12 protein-coding genes and 1 pseudogene are annotated in these 18160 nt (G+C 34.6%); 11 read left to right on the top strand and 2 right to left on the bottom strand.

The genetic code is table 11. From position 1 onward, the window contains the following. Nucleotides 1-135, bottom strand: a pseudogene (locus V5N68_RS05945) (alpha-ketoglutarate permease); the annotation flags it as partial. A gap of 129 nt (nucleotides 136-264) precedes the next feature. Between V5N68_RS05945 and V5N68_RS05940 the strand changes: the two are divergent. The 10 genes from V5N68_RS05940 (at nucleotide 265) to ilvC (ending at nucleotide 12824) form a co-directional block, all read left to right on the top strand. Beyond that, nucleotides 265-1059, top strand: a complete 795-nt coding sequence (locus V5N68_RS05940) for a thymidylate synthase (protein WP_332066256.1) — start codon at nucleotides 265-267, stop codon at nucleotides 1057-1059. Continuing rightward, entirely contained in the window at nucleotides 1056-1577 is a 522-nt protein-coding gene (locus V5N68_RS05935; protein ID WP_332066255.1) for a dihydrofolate reductase, read from the top strand. Before V5N68_RS05940 ends, V5N68_RS05935 begins: the two co-directional genes overlap by 4 nt. Nucleotides 1578-1680: 103 nt before the next feature. After that, entirely contained in the window at nucleotides 1681-2826 is a 1146-nt protein-coding gene (hflK, locus tag V5N68_RS05930; protein WP_332066257.1) for an FtsH protease activity modulator HflK, read from the top strand. Nucleotides 2827-2829: 3 nt separating this feature from the next. Beyond that, on the top strand, nucleotides 2830-3765 hold the full coding sequence (hflC, locus tag V5N68_RS05925; RefSeq protein WP_332066254.1) for a protease modulator HflC: 936 nt from the start codon (nucleotides 2830-2832) through the stop codon (nucleotides 3763-3765). A 169-nt stretch (nucleotides 3766-3934) separates the two neighbouring features. After that, complete coding sequence (locus V5N68_RS05920) at nucleotides 3935-5425, top strand: Do family serine endopeptidase (protein WP_332066253.1); 1491 nt, start codon at nucleotides 3935-3937, stop codon at nucleotides 5423-5425. A gap of 485 nt (nucleotides 5426-5910) precedes the next feature. Continuing rightward, complete coding sequence (gene miaA, locus V5N68_RS05915; protein ID WP_332066252.1) at nucleotides 5911-6813, top strand: tRNA (adenosine(37)-N6)-dimethylallyltransferase MiaA; 903 nt, start codon at nucleotides 5911-5913, stop codon at nucleotides 6811-6813. Nucleotides 6814-7029: 216 nt separating this feature from the next. Further along, entirely contained in the window at nucleotides 7030-8829 is a 1800-nt protein-coding gene (locus tag V5N68_RS05910) for an acetolactate synthase 3 large subunit (protein WP_332066251.1), read from the top strand. A 358-nt stretch (nucleotides 8830-9187) separates the two neighbouring features. Further along, the gene (locus tag V5N68_RS05905; RefSeq protein ID WP_332066250.1) at nucleotides 9188-10309 is read left to right on the top strand and encodes an ATP-dependent DNA helicase; all 1122 of its coding nucleotides are present in this window, start codon (nucleotides 9188-9190) and stop codon (nucleotides 10307-10309) included. Between the two features lie 82 nt (nucleotides 10310-10391). After that, a complete protein-coding gene (locus tag V5N68_RS05900; protein WP_332066249.1) occupies nucleotides 10392-11126 on the top strand; it encodes a pyridoxine 5'-phosphate synthase in 735 nt (244 codons plus the stop codon). 678 nt (nucleotides 11127-11804) lie between these two features. Continuing rightward, on the top strand, nucleotides 11805-12824 hold the full coding sequence (ilvC, locus tag V5N68_RS05895) for a ketol-acid reductoisomerase (RefSeq protein ID WP_332066248.1): 1020 nt from the start codon (nucleotides 11805-11807) through the stop codon (nucleotides 12822-12824). An 89-nt stretch (nucleotides 12825-12913) separates the two neighbouring features. On the opposite strand, the gene cycA is transcribed toward ilvC, so the two are convergent. Next, nucleotides 12914-14311: a D-serine/D-alanine/glycine transporter gene (gene cycA / locus V5N68_RS05890; protein ID WP_332066247.1), complete on the bottom strand. Its 1398-nt coding sequence runs from the start codon at nucleotides 14309-14311 to the stop codon at nucleotides 12914-12916. Nucleotides 14312-16891: 2580 nt separating this feature from the next. Between cycA and sbmA the strand changes: the two genes are divergently transcribed. After that, nucleotides 16892-18085, top strand: a complete 1194-nt coding sequence (gene sbmA, locus V5N68_RS05885) for a peptide antibiotic transporter SbmA (protein WP_332066246.1) — start codon at nucleotides 16892-16894, stop codon at nucleotides 18083-18085. Nucleotides 18086-18160 lie beyond the last annotated feature (75 nt).

The following is an 18160-nucleotide window of genomic DNA, read 5'->3' as shown; positions in this document are numbered from 1 at the left end:
TGATGCAAAATAGATAGATGTAAAAGAATAAACGTAAAAATCATACCATTCTACTAAATTTCCGGATGCACTGGATATGATAGATAAGATACGTTTTCTCGTATCATGTGGCGCTAAAGTTTCTTCACTCTTCATAAATTTATCCCCTCATTTATTATAAAGATTCCTTAGAATAGCTTCTAGAGTATTTTATTTTTTGCGTCAAAACTAAAATACTGTTACGATCAGCTTTTGTAATTACAAGAATCGGCCATAATACGCACTATGCAGTCTTACCTTAATCTTTTATCTCATGTTTTAAATGATGGTGTTGATCGCATGGATCGGACCGGTGTGGGAACGCGGTCTATTTTCGGTTATCAAATGCGTTTTAATCTACAGGATGGATTTCCTTTGTTAACAACAAAAAGACTGCATTTGCGATCGATCATTTATGAGCTTTTATGGTTTCTTAAAGGTGATACAAATGTTTCATGGCTGCAGAGACATGGTGTATCTATATGGGATGAGTGGGCTGATGAAAAAGGGAGTCTTGGTCCTATTTACGGTTCTCAGTGGCGTTCTTGGCCAAAAGATAATGGGCATTCTATCGATCAAATTGCGAATCTATTAACGATGATTAAGGAAACACCATTTTCTCGTCGTTTAATTGTATCAGCGTGGAATCCTGCATTGATAGAGGAAATGGCATTGCCGCCTTGTCATTGCCTTTTTCAATTTTATATCGCTGATGGTAAATTATCTTGTCAGCTTTATCAGCGTTCAGCAGATATTTTTTTAGGTATTCCGTTCAATATTGCTTCTTATGCGTTATTAATAATGATGATTGCTCAAGTTAGTGGGCTTAAAGTAGGTGATTTTATTCACACTTTGGGTGATGCTCACCTTTACTTAAATCATTTTGAACAGGCTAAATGTCAGTTATCTCGTACACCCAATGCTTTACCAAAAATGCTTATAAATCCAGAGATAAAATGTCTCTTTTCTTTTAATTTTGAAGATTTTCAATTGCTTGATTATGAAGCTTATCCCCACATTAAGGCGCCGGTAGCGATATGACTTTTTCAGTTTATTTAATTGCAGCTGTTGCAAAAAATGGTGTTATAGGTTGCAAAGGTTCGATGCCTTGGCACTTATCGACAGATTTGAAAAGGTTTAAGAGCTTAACTGTTGGAAAGCCCATTATTATGGGACGAAAAACTTGGGATTCTATTGGGCGTCCTTTGCCTGATCGTCTGAATATTGTTATCACTCGAAATCGTAAATTTACAGCTGAAGGTGCAGTTATTTGTCATTCTTTATCTCAGGCGTGTTCTGTCGCAAAAAAGTTTGCTTTTAAAAATGGTGCAGATGCAATTTGTATTATTGGTGGAGGTGAAATTTTTCAACAAGGATTGAGTATTGCAGATAAAATATTGTTTACAGAAGTGCTGGATTTTATTGAAGGTGATAGTTTTTTCCCTGTTTTTGACAAAGAAAAGTGGGTTATAACACAAACACAATATATTCCAGATGGAGATAAAGATAGTCATCCTACACGTTTTATAATTTATGAGCGCAAGGGTCATGAAAATTAACGGTCTATGGTTTTATATTGTAATCAGATAAAAGGCACCTTATAAGATCAATTGAATAATTGGTGTGTGATTTAATGAATGGTACTAAGTTGAAGAGGTAATGATGCCCTGGACAAATCAAAATGGCGGTGGGCCATGGAGTGGTGATAAAGATAAACTTGGTGGTGATAAGAAAACACCAGCTAAGAACCTCTTTGGTTCTGGTGGCAATAACGGTGGTGATAATAATCCCAACCTTGATCATATTTTGCGTAAAGGACAAGATCAGTTGAAGCAATTTGGCGAGGGGGGGCTTTTTATCTTATTGTTCTTGCTTGCTGTGTTTTTTGTTTTGTATCAATCTATTTACACTGTTCAGCAAAATGAACAAGCCGTGGAATTGCGTTTTGGTATTCCTAAAGAGGGCGTTATCGGTGATGGTTTGCATTTTCACTTTTGGCCAATTGAGACTTATATGAAAGTACCTTTAACAGAAAAAACAATTACGATTGGTGGTCAATTTGGCCAAACACAGCAAAGTGAAGGTTTGATGCTTTCGAGTGATCAAAATATTGTTAATGTTAATTTTTCTGTTTACTACAGAATTTCACGTCCGAGTCAGTTTTTATTTAATGTGAATGATCAAGAGGGGACAGTTCGTCAAGTTGCCGAAAGTGCGATGCGCGAAGTAATTGGTTCTCGACCAGTTGATGATGTTTTGCGAGACAAAAAAGAAGAAGTGGCTGATGATGTTAAAAAGATTATTCAATTGACTGTTGATAAGTATCAGCTTGGTGTTGAAATAAATCGTGTGTCAATCAGTGAAGCTGCTCCTCCTACTAAGGTTGCTGCTGCATTTAACTCTGTTCAGCAAGCAGAGCAAGAACGTGGGCGAATGATTGAAGAGGGAAATCGTGTGCGTTTCACTAAGATTGGTTTAGCTAACGGTGAAGCTTCACGTACACGGGAAGTTGCTAAAGGTGAAAAAGCACGAATGATTGAAGAAGCAAGAGGACGTGCTGAACGTTTTCATGCAATTTCTCGTGAGGCTGCAATTGCACCAGAGGCTGTTCGTTATCGCCTTTATATGGAGATGATGGGACGTATTCTTTCTTCATCCAATAAACTAGTTTTTGATCAAGTACATTCTCCAATGGTGCCTTATTTACCTTTGAATGGATTGCTGCGCAATAATTTATCAGAAGATATAAAGACACTATCAGCGCGCCCTAAATCGCTATCAGATTTTAGCATTTCTAAAGGACATTGAATTATGCAGCAATCTCGTTTTTTATATATGTTAATTGCTATATTGCTTATTTTATCAGCTTTGTGGATGTCTATTTTTATTGTCTATCCTCGTCAACAAGTTGTGATTAAGCGTTTTGGACAAATTATTAAAGTAGAGCCTAATCCAGGTATTTATTTTAAAGTTCCTTTTTTAGATAAGATGGTTGTGATTGATAACCGGTTGTTACGTTACGATGTGCCTACACAATCTGTTCAGGTTCGTGGTGGTGCTTATTATGAAGTAGATGCATTTTTTATTTATCGTATTGCAGATTCTAAGTTATTTTTACAACGTATTGCATCAGGGCGTCCGCAAATTGCTGCACGTGAAAATCTTGCGCCGCGTTTTATTGATGCTTTACGTGCGGTTTATGGTAGAAGAGAATTTAAAGCAGCTTTGTCGGATGAACGAGGTGCTATGATGGCTGAAGTGCAGCGGCAATTTTCTGTAGATGCGGGGTCATTGGGTATTACTATTGTTGATGTGCGTATTCGTAAAACTGATTTAACGGATGCTGTTTCAGAAGATGTATATCGACAAATGGCTGCTGAACGTGAGGCTGCAGCAGAGAATATTCGTGCTCGTGGTCAACAAGAGCGGGATCGTATTGTGGCAGAAGCGAATCGTGAATATGAAGAAATAGTAGCAGCTGCAAAGCGTGATGCTGAAATTACTCGTGGTGAAGGGCAAGCTGAAAGTATTCGACTTTTATTGAATGCGCGAGAAGTGAATCCATCTTTTTACGATTTTTGGTTGGCAATGGAGCAATACAGGAATTTAGAGCGTACACCGATGGTAATTTCACCAGATGAATCTTTCTTTTTCTATTTCCGTAATTCGTTGCGGGCAAATAGAGCGGTTTCACCAAAAGCAAAGGTTGATCTCAATAATGCTACTACTGAATCTGTAGGAGAGTAATGGGATAATGGATTGTGGCGACTGAATTTTCCATAGGGGGATTTTTCTGTGTTTGCTTTCTTTTGTCATGCAAATGGTGTAATGTTACCGAAGCTATGCTGATTTTACTGTAGGTGAATGGAGTGATGTCTTTTACTGTATAGGTTAAAGGTATGTCGTGGATAAAAATATGTTTTTAAAGCGTTTTGCTACAAAAATTTTTATTTGTGCAGTTTTGTATTCATCAGTATCACTGAGTTGGGCTAATGTTGATTTGCCCTCAAATACACCGCCTTCTATTCCTGATCTGGCAGCTGAGCTTTTGAAGACAGTTGTGAACATTTCTACGGTGCAAACAGTTGAAGGAACTGAGCAGGATGAAAATACTGCTGTGCCCGTTATTCCAAAAGATTCATTGTTACAAGAGTATTTTAGTGATTTTTTTACGCCTAAGGATGGTCAAAAGGGGGGGCAGCTTCAAAAAGTGCGTTCTTTAGGGTCTGGTTTTGTAATTGATGTACAAAGAGGGCTAATCGTTACCAATTATCATGTTATAGTTGAGGCGGATGATATTGAAGTTAATTTTACTGATGGCACAAAATTAAAAGCAAAATTGCTTGGAAAAGATAGTAAGACTGATTTAGCGCTCTTACAGGTTGATGCAAGCAAAAAAAAATTAACAGCTGTACGCTTTGGTGATTCTGAAAAAGTGCGTATTGGAGACTGGGTTATGGCTATAGGTAACCCTTATGGTTTTGGTGGGAGTGTGACTGTTGGTATCGTTTCTGCACGTAATCGTGATCTCAATGCTGGCCCTTATGATAACTTTATTCAAACGGATGCGGCGATTAATCGTGGTAACTCTGGGGGTCCATTATTTAATAGAAATGGTCAGGTAATTGGGGTGAATACGGCAATTATTTCCCCTTCTGGAGGGTCTATTGGTATTGGTTTTGCTATACCGTCTGATATGGCTCTTTCTGTTATCAATCAGTTGCGTGATTTTGGGGAAATAAGACGTGGTTGGTTGGCTATTCGCATTCAGCCAGTGACAGAAGATATTGCAAAAAATTTAAAACTAAATAATGCTGTGGGTGCATTGATTGCTGGTAAAATGGAGCATGCTGAGGTGGATAATAGTCAGCTTTATGTTGGGGATGTCATCCTTCGCTTTGGAAATACTAAAATTAAGAATGCTCGTGATTTACCCCGTTTAGTAGCAGAGAGTCCGGCGGGAAAGGTTGTAAATATTACAGTTTTTCGTGATGGGAAAGAAAAAACAGTAGAAGTTAAGCTTGGTCGTTTGATTGAGACGGATGTAAGCGAGAACACAACAGAAGAATCTAATGATAAAAAAGGTGATTCTGATCCTAAAGATGCTACCATGCAGTTTATGGGAATGACATTGGCTGAGCTTACAGCTGACTTGCGTCAACATTATTCAATTACTGATAATCTTAGTGGTTTAGTTGTAACATCTGTTGCACAAAATAGTGTAGCGGATAGGAGGCGTATTCGCATTGGTGAAGTCATCGTTGATATTAATCAGAGTGTCGTTACAACAATTGAGGAAGCTAAAAAAAGACTTCATAAATTACGCGAAGCTGGACGTAAAAATGCTTCATTTGTTGTTGCTCGCCCAACTGGTGAATTGCGATTTGTAACAATTCAAATGGATTAATATTATTTAATTTAAGAAATATTCTATTGTATGCAGTTACATATGATTAGTCATTAGAAGTGTTGCTGCATTTTTTTATTATTAGAATAAAGAAGATTGAATAATAAATTTTTTATAGAAATTTTATGCTTTATATATGGAAGAAATGTAATGTAGATTGGCTTATACAAATTAAAAAGTTCTCTTTTTGGGCTTTAGGACTATTTCCCCTTATGTATAACTGTTAAACTGTGTATTTGTCGTGCTGACAGTACAGTTTTTTATGACAAATGTTTATTTTGGGATGGATAGTTGCAAAAAGAATTATTTTGATACTTTAGGAAAATCTATCTGTGGTATTTTTATCTTAAAAGCAGATCTATCATTTTCACTTTAAAAGTTTAATGTTTATGGTTTCATAGGTAGAATGCTGGGTTTTGTATTCATTATATGAATCATAAATATTGCAATTAGTTATTTATTCATGAGTGTAAGACATTCCATTTATGACACAAAGAACAATTACATTAATAGCAGGTCCTACCGCAAGCGGTAAGTCAGCTTTGGCATTAAGAATGGCACAAGAAAAAAATGCCGTTATTATTAATACAGATTCTATGCAAATTTATGATGTTTTGAATATCTTAACGGCGCGGCCGACTAAAGAGGATACTACAGCTATTTCGCATTATCTTTATGGTTATGTGAATCCATCTCTTCATTATTCAGTAGGACAGTGGTTATGTGATGTTGAAAAGATTTTAAATATATGTACATCAAAATCACTTATTTTTGTTGGTGGAACAGGTCTTTATTTTCGTGCTCTTTTGGAGGGAATTGCAGAAATTCCTTGTATTCCCGATATTGTAAGGAAGAAGTGGCGACTTCGACTTCATGAAGAAGGAGCTGAATGTCTTTATCGTCAATTATCGCAGGTTGATACTCTCCTCTCTGAAAAAATTTCTTCAAAAGATGGTCAGCGTATCATTCGTGCTTTAGAGGTTTATGAAGTGACAGGGAAAAGGCTGAGTTGGTGGCAAAAGAAAAAAACAAGACCTTTAATAGACGCAAATTCTTCAGACAAAATTCTTCTTATGCCTTCACGCCAATCGCTTTATCGGCGTATTAATGAGCGATTTGACTATATGGTTGAAAAAGGGGTTTTAAAAGAGGTTATTGCTATGAAAAAACTTATGCTTTCTCCTTCATTGCCTGCGATGAAAGCTATTGGCATGAGTGAGTTAATGGCCTATTTAGATGGGTATAAAAGCTATGAGGATGCTATTGAGGAAGTAAAAATACGGACAAGGAGATATGCTAAAAGACAAGTGACGTGGTTTCGTAACCAGTTTGATAATGAATGGATACCCGTTTCTTCAGATGAAGAATGGCAGAAAGTGTTAAAATAACTCAAAAATAAAAAGCGCTTGAATGGAAAGTTTTGGGAAAAGTGGTTTTTTATTGACGAACGGCATTGATAAAATTAATATTTTTTATCGTAACAAATATTTTAAAATGGTGTGGTGCAGTTGTAGCGGGGAAGGGATTTATTATACGATATATGTTTTGTATGTAATAAGCTCCTTCGGGGCTTTTTTTTATTGTGTTATAGATGAGTGGGAACAATGACAGGTCATCCAAAAACAAAAGAGAGTGCGGACGGAAAAATGATGTCGGGGGCTGAAATGGTGGTTCAAGCTCTTATTGATCAAGGGGTTAAATACATTTTTGGCTATCCTGGTGGAGCTGTTCTTCCTATTTTTGATACTATTTATCAACAAGATGCACTTCAGCATATTTTGGTACGTCATGAGCAAGCGGCAGGTCATGCTGCTGAAGGATATGCACGAAGCACAGGGGAGGTTGGGGTTATGCTTGTGACTTCTGGGCCAGGCGCGACTAATGTTGTGACACCTCTGCAAGATGCATTAATGGATTCCATTCCTATAGTTTGTCTTTCTGGGCAGGTTCCAACAACTGTGATTGGAACAAATGCTTTTCAAGAAGCTGATACAGTGGGTATTACAAAGTCCTGTACTAAATATAATTGTTTAGTTAAAGATATAAATGATTTATCTATGGCTATTCATGAAGCTTTTTCTATTGCTCGGTCAGGATGTCCGGGACCAGTTTTGGTTGATATTCCTAAAGATATTCAATTTACTTCAGGTATTTATAAGGCTTCTCAAACACCAATATCTATGCGTTCTTGTCCAAAGCTTAAGGGGGATAATGCGGCTATTGAATCTGCCGTTTCTCTTTTGAAAGAAGCAGAACGTCCTGTTATTTATTACGGTGGTGGTGTTATTTCATCAGGTTCTAAAGCTGTTCAACTTTTACGTAATTTAGTTCAATTAGGCAATTTCCCTATTACTTCAACATTGATGGGGCTTGGCGCTTATCCAGCTTCTAGCAAAAATTGGCTTGGAATGCTTGGGATGCATGGCACTTATGAAGCTAATATGGCTATGCATGAGTGTGATGTTATGTTGGCGATTGGTGCTCGGTTTGATGATCGTGTTACTGGGCGACTTGATGCGTTTGCACCTGGTGCTCGCATTATTCATATTAATATTGATCCTTCTTCTATTAATAAGATAGTGAAAGTAGAAGTTCCTATTGTTGGAGATGTGGCTCACGTTTTAGAAAATATGATGCAACATTTGCATACGAACCAGTCAGCCTTTAAGAGCCAAAGTCATAGTATGTGGTGGAACAAAATTAATTGTTGGAGGGCACGTAATTCGTTAGCATATGCTGAAAAAAAAGATGTTATTATGCCACAATATGCTCTTGAACGGCTTTATGCTCTTACCAAAGATGCGCGCGCTTATATCACAACCGATGTTGGGCAACATCAGATGTGGGCGGCGCAATATTACCACTTTGATGAGCCAAATCATTGGATGACTTCTGGTGGTCTTGGAACTATGGGGTATGGTCTTCCTTCTGCCATTGGTGTACAAATTGCGCATCCTGATGCACTTGTTATATGTATTTCTGGTGATGCTTCAATTCAGATGAATATTCAAGAGCTTGCAACGGCAGTTCAACATAATGCATCTGTAAAAATTTTTATTTTGAATAATCAGTATATGGGTATGGTTCGTCAATGGCAGCAGTTATTGCATGGTAATCGTCTTTCTAACTCTTATGTGGAAGCGATGCCTGATTTTGTAAAGTTAGCGGAATCCTATGGGGTGGTAGGTATTCATTGCTCTAAATTGGATGAGCTTGATGATAAAATTAAGCAAATGATTTGCTGTGATAAGCCAGTTCTTTTCGATTGTCGTGTTAATAATTTAGAAAATTGTTTCCCAATGATTCCTTCTGGATGTGCTCATAATGATATGTTGCTGCCTGATGAAGTTAACGATGAAGTAGTTGAAAATGCTGTTTCTGCTGAAGGAAAAATTCTTATATAAAGAGTTTGTCATTATAATGCAAAACTTTAAATTTTCTTCACTTTTGAGTGTGTGAGGAGCTGAACGTTTGTATATGAGCTTATTCAGGGCTTATAGTGTGCTAATGAGGTGATTCATATTATTTTATGTGGGATAGAGGGGCTGTTCTTTTAAGAAAGGCGTTCAAATGGTTGAGGAAAATTCATGTGGGTATATATCTAAAGGTATTTTGTATAAAAACTTTCTATTATAACGATTGATAAGCACTCTATAAGAGTGGTACCGAGGGGTTGTATATTTAAAAATGATAAAGATTTTTTCTAATATTGGTTACATTTTTTAAATGTGTACTTTTATACAAATCTTATTTGGGTAGCTCATGCAATTTTCACCGGAACAGGATAATGCGTTAAAAGCTGTTGGTGCATGGTTGAAGAGTGGGCGTTCTCCTATTTTTCGCCTTTTTGGTTATGCAGGAACAGGAAAAACGACACTTGCTCGCTATTTTGCGGAAACAGTTGATGGTTCTGTTCAGTTTGCTGCGTTTACTGGTAAGGCTGCACAAGTTTTGAGATCTAAAGGTGCAAGCAATGCTTGTACTATTCATTCGTTAATTTATTGTCCGCGCGGTGAAGAAGAAATTTCTGATGAAGTTACAGGAAAAAAATCCATTGCACCAACATTTGCGTTGAATCGAAGAAGTTCTGCTGCCCAAGCTAAGCTTATCATTATTGATGAATGTTCGATGGTGGATGAACAGTTAGCGCGTGATTTAATGAGTTTTGGGACACCTATTCTTGTTCTTGGTGATCCAGGTCAATTACCTCCTATATCAGGGGGAGGTTTTTTTTCTAATGGTAAGCCGGATTTTCTTCTCTCGGAAATTCATCGGCAAGCACGCGACAATTCCATTGTTCGTTTAGCTTTAGATGTTCGTGAAGGACGTGATATTGCTTATGGATCTTATGGGGAATGTTGCGTTATTAGACGTAAAGAAGTAGATCAGAAATTAGTTTTAGATGCTGATCAGCTTTTAGTAGGGGTTAATCGAACGCGTCATCTTTATAATAATCGATTGCGTAAATTAAAGGGGTTTACAGCAGACTATCCACAAGCGGGAGATAAGCTCGTGTGTTTACGGAATGATCCAGCGAAGAGCTTGTTAAATGGTTCTTTATGGAAGGTTGTAACTTCACAAAAAGAAACTGCTAAGCCAGGTATTAATCTTCTGGTTAGGCCAGAAGAGAGTGAGCGGGGTATGATTAAGATCAAGCTTTTAAAAGCAGTCTTTGAGAGTTTTGACAATGAAATTTCATGGCAATTAAAAAAAAGATATGATGATTTTGATTATGGATATGCTTTAACTGTTCATAAAGCCCAAGGATCTCAATGGGATAATGTGGTTTTATTTGATGAAAGTTTTGCATTTCGTGATATGTCTGCACGTTGGCTTTATACTGGGATTACACGTGCGGCAGAGCGTTTGACGATTGTTCGATAAAAAGTATTGCTATTATCTGATATGGTACTAAGGAATATGCTTTTTTTTGTTTCTAAAATTATTGATGGAATTTGGAGTGTGCATGGCTGTCAAACTTTCGGTTAATCTTAATGCTGTTGCGGTTTTGCGGAATCGGCGGAATCTTCCGTGGCCCAATATCAAAACGATAGGGCATATAGCCCTTTCAGCTGGTGCCGCGGGTTTGACGGTTCATCCGAGACCAGATGAGAGACACATTCGTTTTTCTGATTTACCAGATATATATTATTTAATTAAAAACTCTTTTCCTACTACAGAGTTTAATATTGAAGGTTATCCAAGTGATATATTTTTAAATGCAGCAGAAAAGTATGCTGATCAAATTACTCTTGTTCCTGATGATCCGGCTCAGTCAACTTCTGATCATGGTTGGGATTTTTCTCATGATGCTGAATTTTTGAATCCTATTGTTCAGCGTTTAAAGGGAAAAAAAATTCGTGTGTCGTTATTTGCTAATCCTACTGTAGGTGGCCTTGAGGTTGCTAAGGAAATTGGTGCGGATCGAGTAGAGTTTTATACTGGGCCGTATGGTGGTGCCTTTAAAGATAAGATAAAACAGGATCAGGAATTAAATAAACTAACCTTAGCGGCGAAAAGAGCTAGAGAACTAAAATTAGGTATTAATGCAGGACATGATTTAACAATTACTAATCTTCCTGCTCTTATTAATCATGTTCCTTGGCTTGATGAAGTTTCCATTGGTCATGGGCTTGTTGCGGATGCATTAGAATATGGAATGCGTGAGACAGTTCAGCGTTTTATTCGATTATTATCATAGTCTTTTTTCTTTTATTTTAAATTTTGAAAACACAGTTAAAGTTTTTAAAGTTCTATTACAAAGAATATTTTTTCCGTGATGAGATAAATAAGTATGCTATTTTTGCGACACAGTGTGCAACTCTTACATTTATGTAGTTTGTAGTACATAAATTTTATATATGAATACTATTAGTTATTGGAGATTCTGACTAAAAATAGTTTTATGTGATCTTTAAGTAGAGATAAGAAATACGTATTATTTTTTAACATTGTGCAGATTCAATCATATGATTGTATACGGCCGATTGGTTTAGCTTTTTTCTAAAAGGTAAAAGCTATTGTGCCTGTTTTATAATTTTCTTGCTATCTGTTTTAATTTTTTTCATGTTTAATTAAAGGTTATGTGGTGTGTTTCACTATAAAGAATATGACGGTTTATTATGCAGAATGAAGTGAATCTTTATGGTGTTTTTTCTTTAATATTCTGTTTTAAGAATAATTTTTGAAATTTATTTTTTATTTTGATATCTGGGGAAGGTGGGGGGCAAGCATTCGACTTTTTTATGCACGAAAATTGAAAAGGTTATCAATCTACTTTCTGTTATGAAGAGTGATTTTGTTATTTGAATATGTAAGAGCAATGGGGAAGGTTTTATCTGTTTATTTAATCTAAATGTAAATATAAGGAAGTATTGTTATGCGAGTTTATTATGACTGTGATGCAAATATTAATTTAATTAAAGAAAAAAAAGTGGCCGTAGTTGGTTATGGTTCGCAGGGGCGTGCTCATGCTTTAAATTTAAGAGATTCTGGGGTTAAAAATGTGCGAATTGCCTTACGATCAGAGTCACCAACAGCTAAAAAGGTTATAGCAGACAATTTTGAGGTTATAAGTGTTTTTGAAGCAGCTGAGTGGGCGGATGTTATTATGATGGCTACGCCTGATGAATTACAGGCTGACATTTATAAAGAGCATATTCATGATCGTTTGCGTGATGGGGCAGTGATTGCTTTTGCTCATGGTTTAAGTATTCATTTTGGTTTAATTGAAGCTAAAAAAACAGTTGATGTTGTAATGATTGCACCTAAAGGACCGGGGCACAAAGTTCGTAGTGAATACTTGCAAGGTGGTGGTATTCCTTGTTTAATTGCAGTTGCACAAGATATTTCTGGACATGCTCATGATATAGCATTGTCTTATGCTTGTGGTATTGGTGGCGGACGTGCTGGTATTATCGAAACAACTTTTAAAGAGGAATGTGAAACAGATCTTTTCGGTGAACAAGCAGTTCTTTGTGGTGGGCTTGTTGAGCTTATTCGTGCAGGTTTTGAGACATTAACAGAAGCAGGATATGCCCCAGAAATGGCTTATTTTGAATGTTTACATGAGGTTAAGCTGGTTGTTGATCTCATGTATGAAGGTGGTATTAGTAATATGAATTATTCAATTTCTAATACGGCTGAATGGGGTGAATATGTATCTGGTCCGCGTGTGATTACTGATGAGACTAAAACAGAAATGAAACGTATTTTAAAAGATATTCAAACAGGAAAATTCACATCGAATTGGATACAAGAGTACAAAGCTGGTGCTTCAAACTTTAAAACTATGCGGCGTTTAAATGATAATCATCCCATTGAAAAAGTTGGAAAAAAGCTCCGTACAATGATGCCTTGGATTAAGTCCAACGCTTTGGTTGATAAAGAGCGTAATTAATTCTTTTGAGGCATATTAACTCGTACATTCAGAAAGAAAAGGGCAATTTATATTGCCCTTTTAAATGTATTTTTTGCATGTAGATATTACTATTTATTCTCAGAAATTTTCTTTTTTCCAAAGATACAATACGTAATTCCTAAAAAAATAAACCATAATGGAGTATATTTTAGAGCTATTAAGGTATCAGCTTCTAAAGTTAATAGAAAGATAATGAATGCAAAGAAAGCTAAAATAGCCCAGCACATAGTAATACCTCCTGGCATTTTATAGACAGATTCAGCGTGCTGCATAGGACGTTTACGCCTATAAACAATATAACTAATCAAAACGATGGACCATACGAATATAAATAAAATTGCTGCAATGGTGGTCACGGTCGTGAATGCATCTATAACACTTGGAGACAGAGATGAAACTGTGTAGCCCAATAAAATGCATAAACACGAAAAGAGTAATGCATTAGCAGGGACATGGTTGTTAGAAAGTTTTGCAAAAAAGCGAGGAGCTCCTTGTTTTGTTGCAAGCCCATATACCATACGACTAGTAGAGAAAATACCGCTGTTTGCAGAAGAAGCAGCTGATGTAAGAACAACAAAATTTATTAAACCAGCAGCTACTGGGATACCAGCAAGAAAAAACATTGTAACAAATGGGCTTTTATCTGGAATAACTTGATTCCAAGGAGTAACCGACATGATTATGATGAGAGAGAATATATAGAACACTACAATACGAATAGGTATTGAATTAATTGCTTTTGGTAGAACCGTTTTAGGTTCTTTGACTTCAGCTGCGCTTGTTCCCGCAAGTTCAACACCAACAAATGCAAAAATTGCAATTTGGAATCCAGCAAAAAATCCTGAAATTCCTCGAGGAAAGATGTTTCCGCCATTCCAAATATGGCTGAAAGAAGCAACAGTTCCATTTGGAGAGGTAAATCCAGTAGCTATCATATAAAATCCAACAGCAACTAACGCTAAAATTGCCACAATTTTTATAAGACCAAACCAAAATTCAAGTTCACCGAAAAGTTTTACAGCTAGAAGGTTAAAAATTAAAAAGAAAATGATACAAGAGAAAACAATAATCCATGGATTGATTGTAGGCCACCAAAAATGTGTATAACTAATGATAGCAATAATATCTGCAGTTCCAGTTACAATCCAGCATAACCAATAAGTCCATCCAGTAAAAAAGCCAACTCCTGGTCCTAAAAGATCAGAAGAAAAATCAATAAAAGATCGGTATTGCATATTGGATAGCAATAACTCTCCCATAGCACGCATTACAAAATAAAGAACACTGCCAATGATAGCGTACACTAATATAATTGAAGGACCAGCTATACTAATTGTTTTTCCTGATCCCATGAAAAGACCTGTTCCGATAGCACCGCCAACAGCAATAAGTTGTACGTGTCGAGTATCTAACCCACGAACTAGTTTCTTACGATGATTTTTATTTAAATTTTGTTTATAATCCATTTTTAGGAAGTTCCCTTTATTATTTAAAACTTCAATTACGCTAAAAAATGTAATCCTCTATATGGAAGCATGATACAAGTGAGTCGTAAAGGATAAAAGCGTTTTTAATAATTTTCATAATTTAAAATGAATTATATTTTGAATATTTATAGAATAGAAAGGAAAAGGTTTTTATCTATTCATGCAGGGGATGAGATATTATTTTTTTAATAGTAAACATTGATATTAAAAAGAAAAATTTTTTATTTTTTCAGTATATACAAATTTATTATTATAGAAAACATCCAGGTTATTCCTCTAATCTTAATAAAGGTCTTTGGAGTATAGAGGGGACATAAATTCTCTGACTTTAGAATACAAAATTGATGCAGAATAAATATTATTAAAAAAACAAAATAGATCAAGAAGCCATATTGCTTTGAGAATCTTATTCATATTCAGTTTTTTTGTGTGGTATATTATTGGAATGCGATGTTTTGCAAAAATCACTATGATACAATCATTTATAAGTGATGAAATTATTCAATAATTTTGTTCATTAATGAGGCATATCAGAAAATATCGATGACCGTTATTGTATAGAATAGAGTTAATCAATATAAAAATATTAGAAGCTTTTTTTGATGTGATAAAGGAAGATACACTTTTTAATGAAGTATTTAGTAAATTAAATATAGTTCGGTTAAGTGTATTGCTGTTTATCAGGTTAATTTCTAAAATACAATGAAGGTGATAAGAGTGTATTAATAGGTGTAGATAAGCTCTTGTATATTGCTTTAGATACTTATTTTTGTAGGTTTTTATAAAGATTATTGATGATGATCATTTATATAATATGTTTAATTTACAATTCATTATCTGCAGTACTTTATGTATTTTATGAAATAATGCTGTAAATATTTGAATTATGAAAATTCTGAAATATTTAGAGGTTTTAAACTTTTTAGAGCATCGCATTTACATATATAAAAGCACTTGGTAAAATGATAATGGTGTGAGGCGATTGATCAATGTTTTTATTGTATGTTTGGTAAGTTTTTTATTTCGCAGTGTGTGTATTCGATCAATTTCGAGTATATGTATTTTTTCTTTTATCGATGTTATTAAAAGAAAATAAATTAATGATATTAGGGAAATTATATATCTTATGTTTATTATTTTTATTCGTAAATAGATATGAGTTTTCGTTAGCTACATTATTTTCATGATTTATTAATATTGATATAGGCTAATGAACTGATTGAAGCATTTTTTGTTGCAGTTTATAGTATCTATAAGAATGAAAAAACTTGTATTGATGCTATATTCCAAAAATATTTTTTGTGTAGTATTTCTCTCTTTAATTGGATGTATATTGATAATTTTTTATAAATCCACTTATTGGCTGTTTGAATGCTCTGGGTGCAACAAAACTTCTTTTGAAGAGATTTTTCTGTATTTCATTGATTATTTTTGAGAAATATAGATATTGCGTGTTTACAATAAAAATCGGTAGCATCAATAATATTCAAAAAGTGTTAGACTTCTTTTGATTGGGTTCAAAAAACAAGTCTTTTACTCTTATTGATGTAATAAGTACAAATTTATAAACCAGAGAAAATCAAATTATGCGTGAAGTTAAAATTAACTGCAAAATAGAGAAAAAGAGATGCATTTGAATGGCACTTTTTCATTTTGTTCTGTATGCAGTTAATATAAAATATCATACCTTTAGGGATTATATTTTATATGCATTCAAATTAATTTAATAAAACGTATTAGGTTTATGAAATTGCTCAAATTTATGCTAAACAAAAAGATAAATTTTTTTGAAAAGTTCTTAGAAAATACAGCTTTATTTTTTACAGTTTTATAAGAAATAAATTTATTTGTTTTACGTTTTATCATTCTTAATTATGCATTAGGTTGATTTGAATTTATTTCATATTTAACTTTATTATATTGATTTATCATATTGATTTTTAATAAAAATAAATAATTTTATTCATTATTATGTTAACATATTTATTTATGACGTTTTTTTAGTAGCTATCATTTGTAATGCAGGGTGCTTAAAATTAAAGATTTACAAAAAGTTTGTCTGCGTTGCTTTTTGTGTGATGAAGATATTACAGTGTTGTTCAAGTGTTTTAATCATTCAATTAATTGATTATATTTTTTATTCTTTGTGGTTAAAAGATTAAATTATGAGTGATTAAGTGATAATTGGTGTAGGCTTTTATATTTTATAAGTTTGGTTTCTTGTTTTTGGGCTTGTTTATTCAATTTTTTTATTGATTGGTTTCCTTTGCATTGGAAATTATAATGAGAGAGGTTATTTTAGATTTTACCAAATTTTTTGCATATTTCTGTTTGAATTTTGTGGTGTTTTTTTCTTTTATAATTTTAATAATCTTATGGGAAATTCTATATTCTGTATTTCTATATTTTTTGTTTAATCGGTATTTGATTTTTTAAATTAATAACATTGTTTGTGAAAAAGTCTTCCTATAGAGATAAACATCAGACTATAAAATTTTAAAATACACCTTAATTTAGCATAACCAGTTAATGAGATAGTTAATTCATTAGGAATACATTATGTTCAGTTCATTTTTTCCAAAGCCAGGATATTTTTTCTCTGTAGTTATATGGGGTTTTGTTGCAGTTATTGTCTGGCAGGTAGGTGGTAGTTTTTATCTTACAGAGTGGTTTAATGTATCCAAAACACCTCCCATTAGTGTAGCACGATTTTGGTCTGGTAGTTACCTTATTTTTTACGCTTATTACGCATTTTGTGTAGGAGTCTTTGCTTCATACTGGTTTGTTTTTCATCCACATAAGTGGCAACGTTGGTCTATTTTAGGGTCGGCAATAATCATTTTTGTAGCGTGGTTTTTAGTGGATGTTGGCGTTACTATCAATGCTTGGTACGCTCCTTTTTATGATTTGATTCAAAATGCATTGAGTAAACCAAATTCAGTAAGCATTGCACAATTTTATCATGAAATTGTTATTTTCTTAGGAATTGCATTGGTTTCTGTTATAGTGGGTGTGCTTAATAATTTCTTTGTTAGCCACTATGTTTTTCGTTGGCGTACAGCAATGAGTGATTATTATACAAATAATTGGTTATATTTACGTCATATTGAAGGTGCGGCTCAGCGTGTACAAGAAGATACTATGCATTTTGTTTCCACAATGGAAAATTTGGGTGTTGGTCTCATTAAGGCTATCATAACTCTTATTGCTTTTTTACCGATACTCATGCATCTGTCTGTACATGTTCCGGAGCTTCCTATTATTGGTCATGTGCCTTATGGGTTAGTGATAGCTGCTCTGATTTGGTCAATAGCAGGAACTGGGCTATTAGCAGTAATGGGAAGAAAACTACCAGGTTTGCATTTCAAAAATCAGCGTGCTGAAGCAGCATATCGTAAAGAACTTGTTTATGGAGAAGATGACGATAAACGTGCACTGCCGCCAACAATTAAGGAATTGTTCAATGCGGTTCGCGTGAATTATTTTCAGTTATATTGGCATTATACCTATTTTAATATTGCGCGAATTCTTTATTTGCAAATTGATAATATTATTGGGATTTTACTATTATTACCGTCTATCGTTACTGGTGCTATTACGTTGGGATTGATGACGCAAATAATCAATGTGTTTGAGCAAGTAAGAAGTTCCTTTCAGTATCTTATTAATTCATGGACAACTCTTGTGGAATTGGTATCGATTTACAAGCGCTTGCAAAGCTTTGAAAAAGAATTGGCGCGTCCGTGTCAATGAGGTTATTTGATGTATGTAAGCAACAAAAAATGCGATAGATAATATGTTTTTATAATGATGGAATGCGGCCAGAAT

Origin of the sequence: Bartonella eidoli (assembly GCF_036576145.1) — a bacterium.
Taxonomy (GTDB): domain Bacteria; phylum Pseudomonadota; class Alphaproteobacteria; order Rhizobiales; family Rhizobiaceae; genus Bartonella.
This window is presented reverse-complemented; position numbering and strand designations above follow the sequence as displayed.

Bases quoted from the DNA above. Each gene is read 5' to 3' on its own strand.
- miaA (WP_332066252.1), top strand. From the start codon at position 5,911: ATGACACAAAGAACAATTACATTAATAGCAGGTCCTACCGCAAGCGGT.
- V5N68_RS05940 (WP_332066256.1), top strand. From the start codon at position 265: ATGCAGTCTTACCTTAATCTTTTATCTCATGTTTTAAATGATGGTGTT.
- hflC (WP_332066254.1), top strand. From the start codon at position 2,830: ATGCAGCAATCTCGTTTTTTATATATGTTAATTGCTATATTGCTTATT.
- hflK (WP_332066257.1), top strand. From the start codon at position 1,681: ATGCCCTGGACAAATCAAAATGGCGGTGGGCCATGGAGTGGTGATAAA.
- cycA (WP_332066247.1), bottom strand. From the start codon at position 14,311: ATGGATTATAAACAAAATTTAAATAAAAATCATCGTAAGAAACTAGTT.
- V5N68_RS05910 (WP_332066251.1), top strand. From the start codon at position 7,030: ATGACAGGTCATCCAAAAACAAAAGAGAGTGCGGACGGAAAAATGATG.
- V5N68_RS05935 (WP_332066255.1), top strand. From the start codon at position 1,056: ATGACTTTTTCAGTTTATTTAATTGCAGCTGTTGCAAAAAATGGTGTT.
- V5N68_RS05900 (WP_332066249.1), top strand. From the start codon at position 10,392: ATGGCTGTCAAACTTTCGGTTAATCTTAATGCTGTTGCGGTTTTGCGG.
- V5N68_RS05905 (WP_332066250.1), top strand. From the start codon at position 9,188: ATGCAATTTTCACCGGAACAGGATAATGCGTTAAAAGCTGTTGGTGCA.
- ilvC (WP_332066248.1), top strand. From the start codon at position 11,805: ATGCGAGTTTATTATGACTGTGATGCAAATATTAATTTAATTAAAGAA.
- V5N68_RS05920 (WP_332066253.1), top strand. From the start codon at position 3,935: ATGTTTTTAAAGCGTTTTGCTACAAAAATTTTTATTTGTGCAGTTTTG.
- sbmA (WP_332066246.1), top strand. From the start codon at position 16,892: ATGTTCAGTTCATTTTTTCCAAAGCCAGGATATTTTTTCTCTGTAGTT.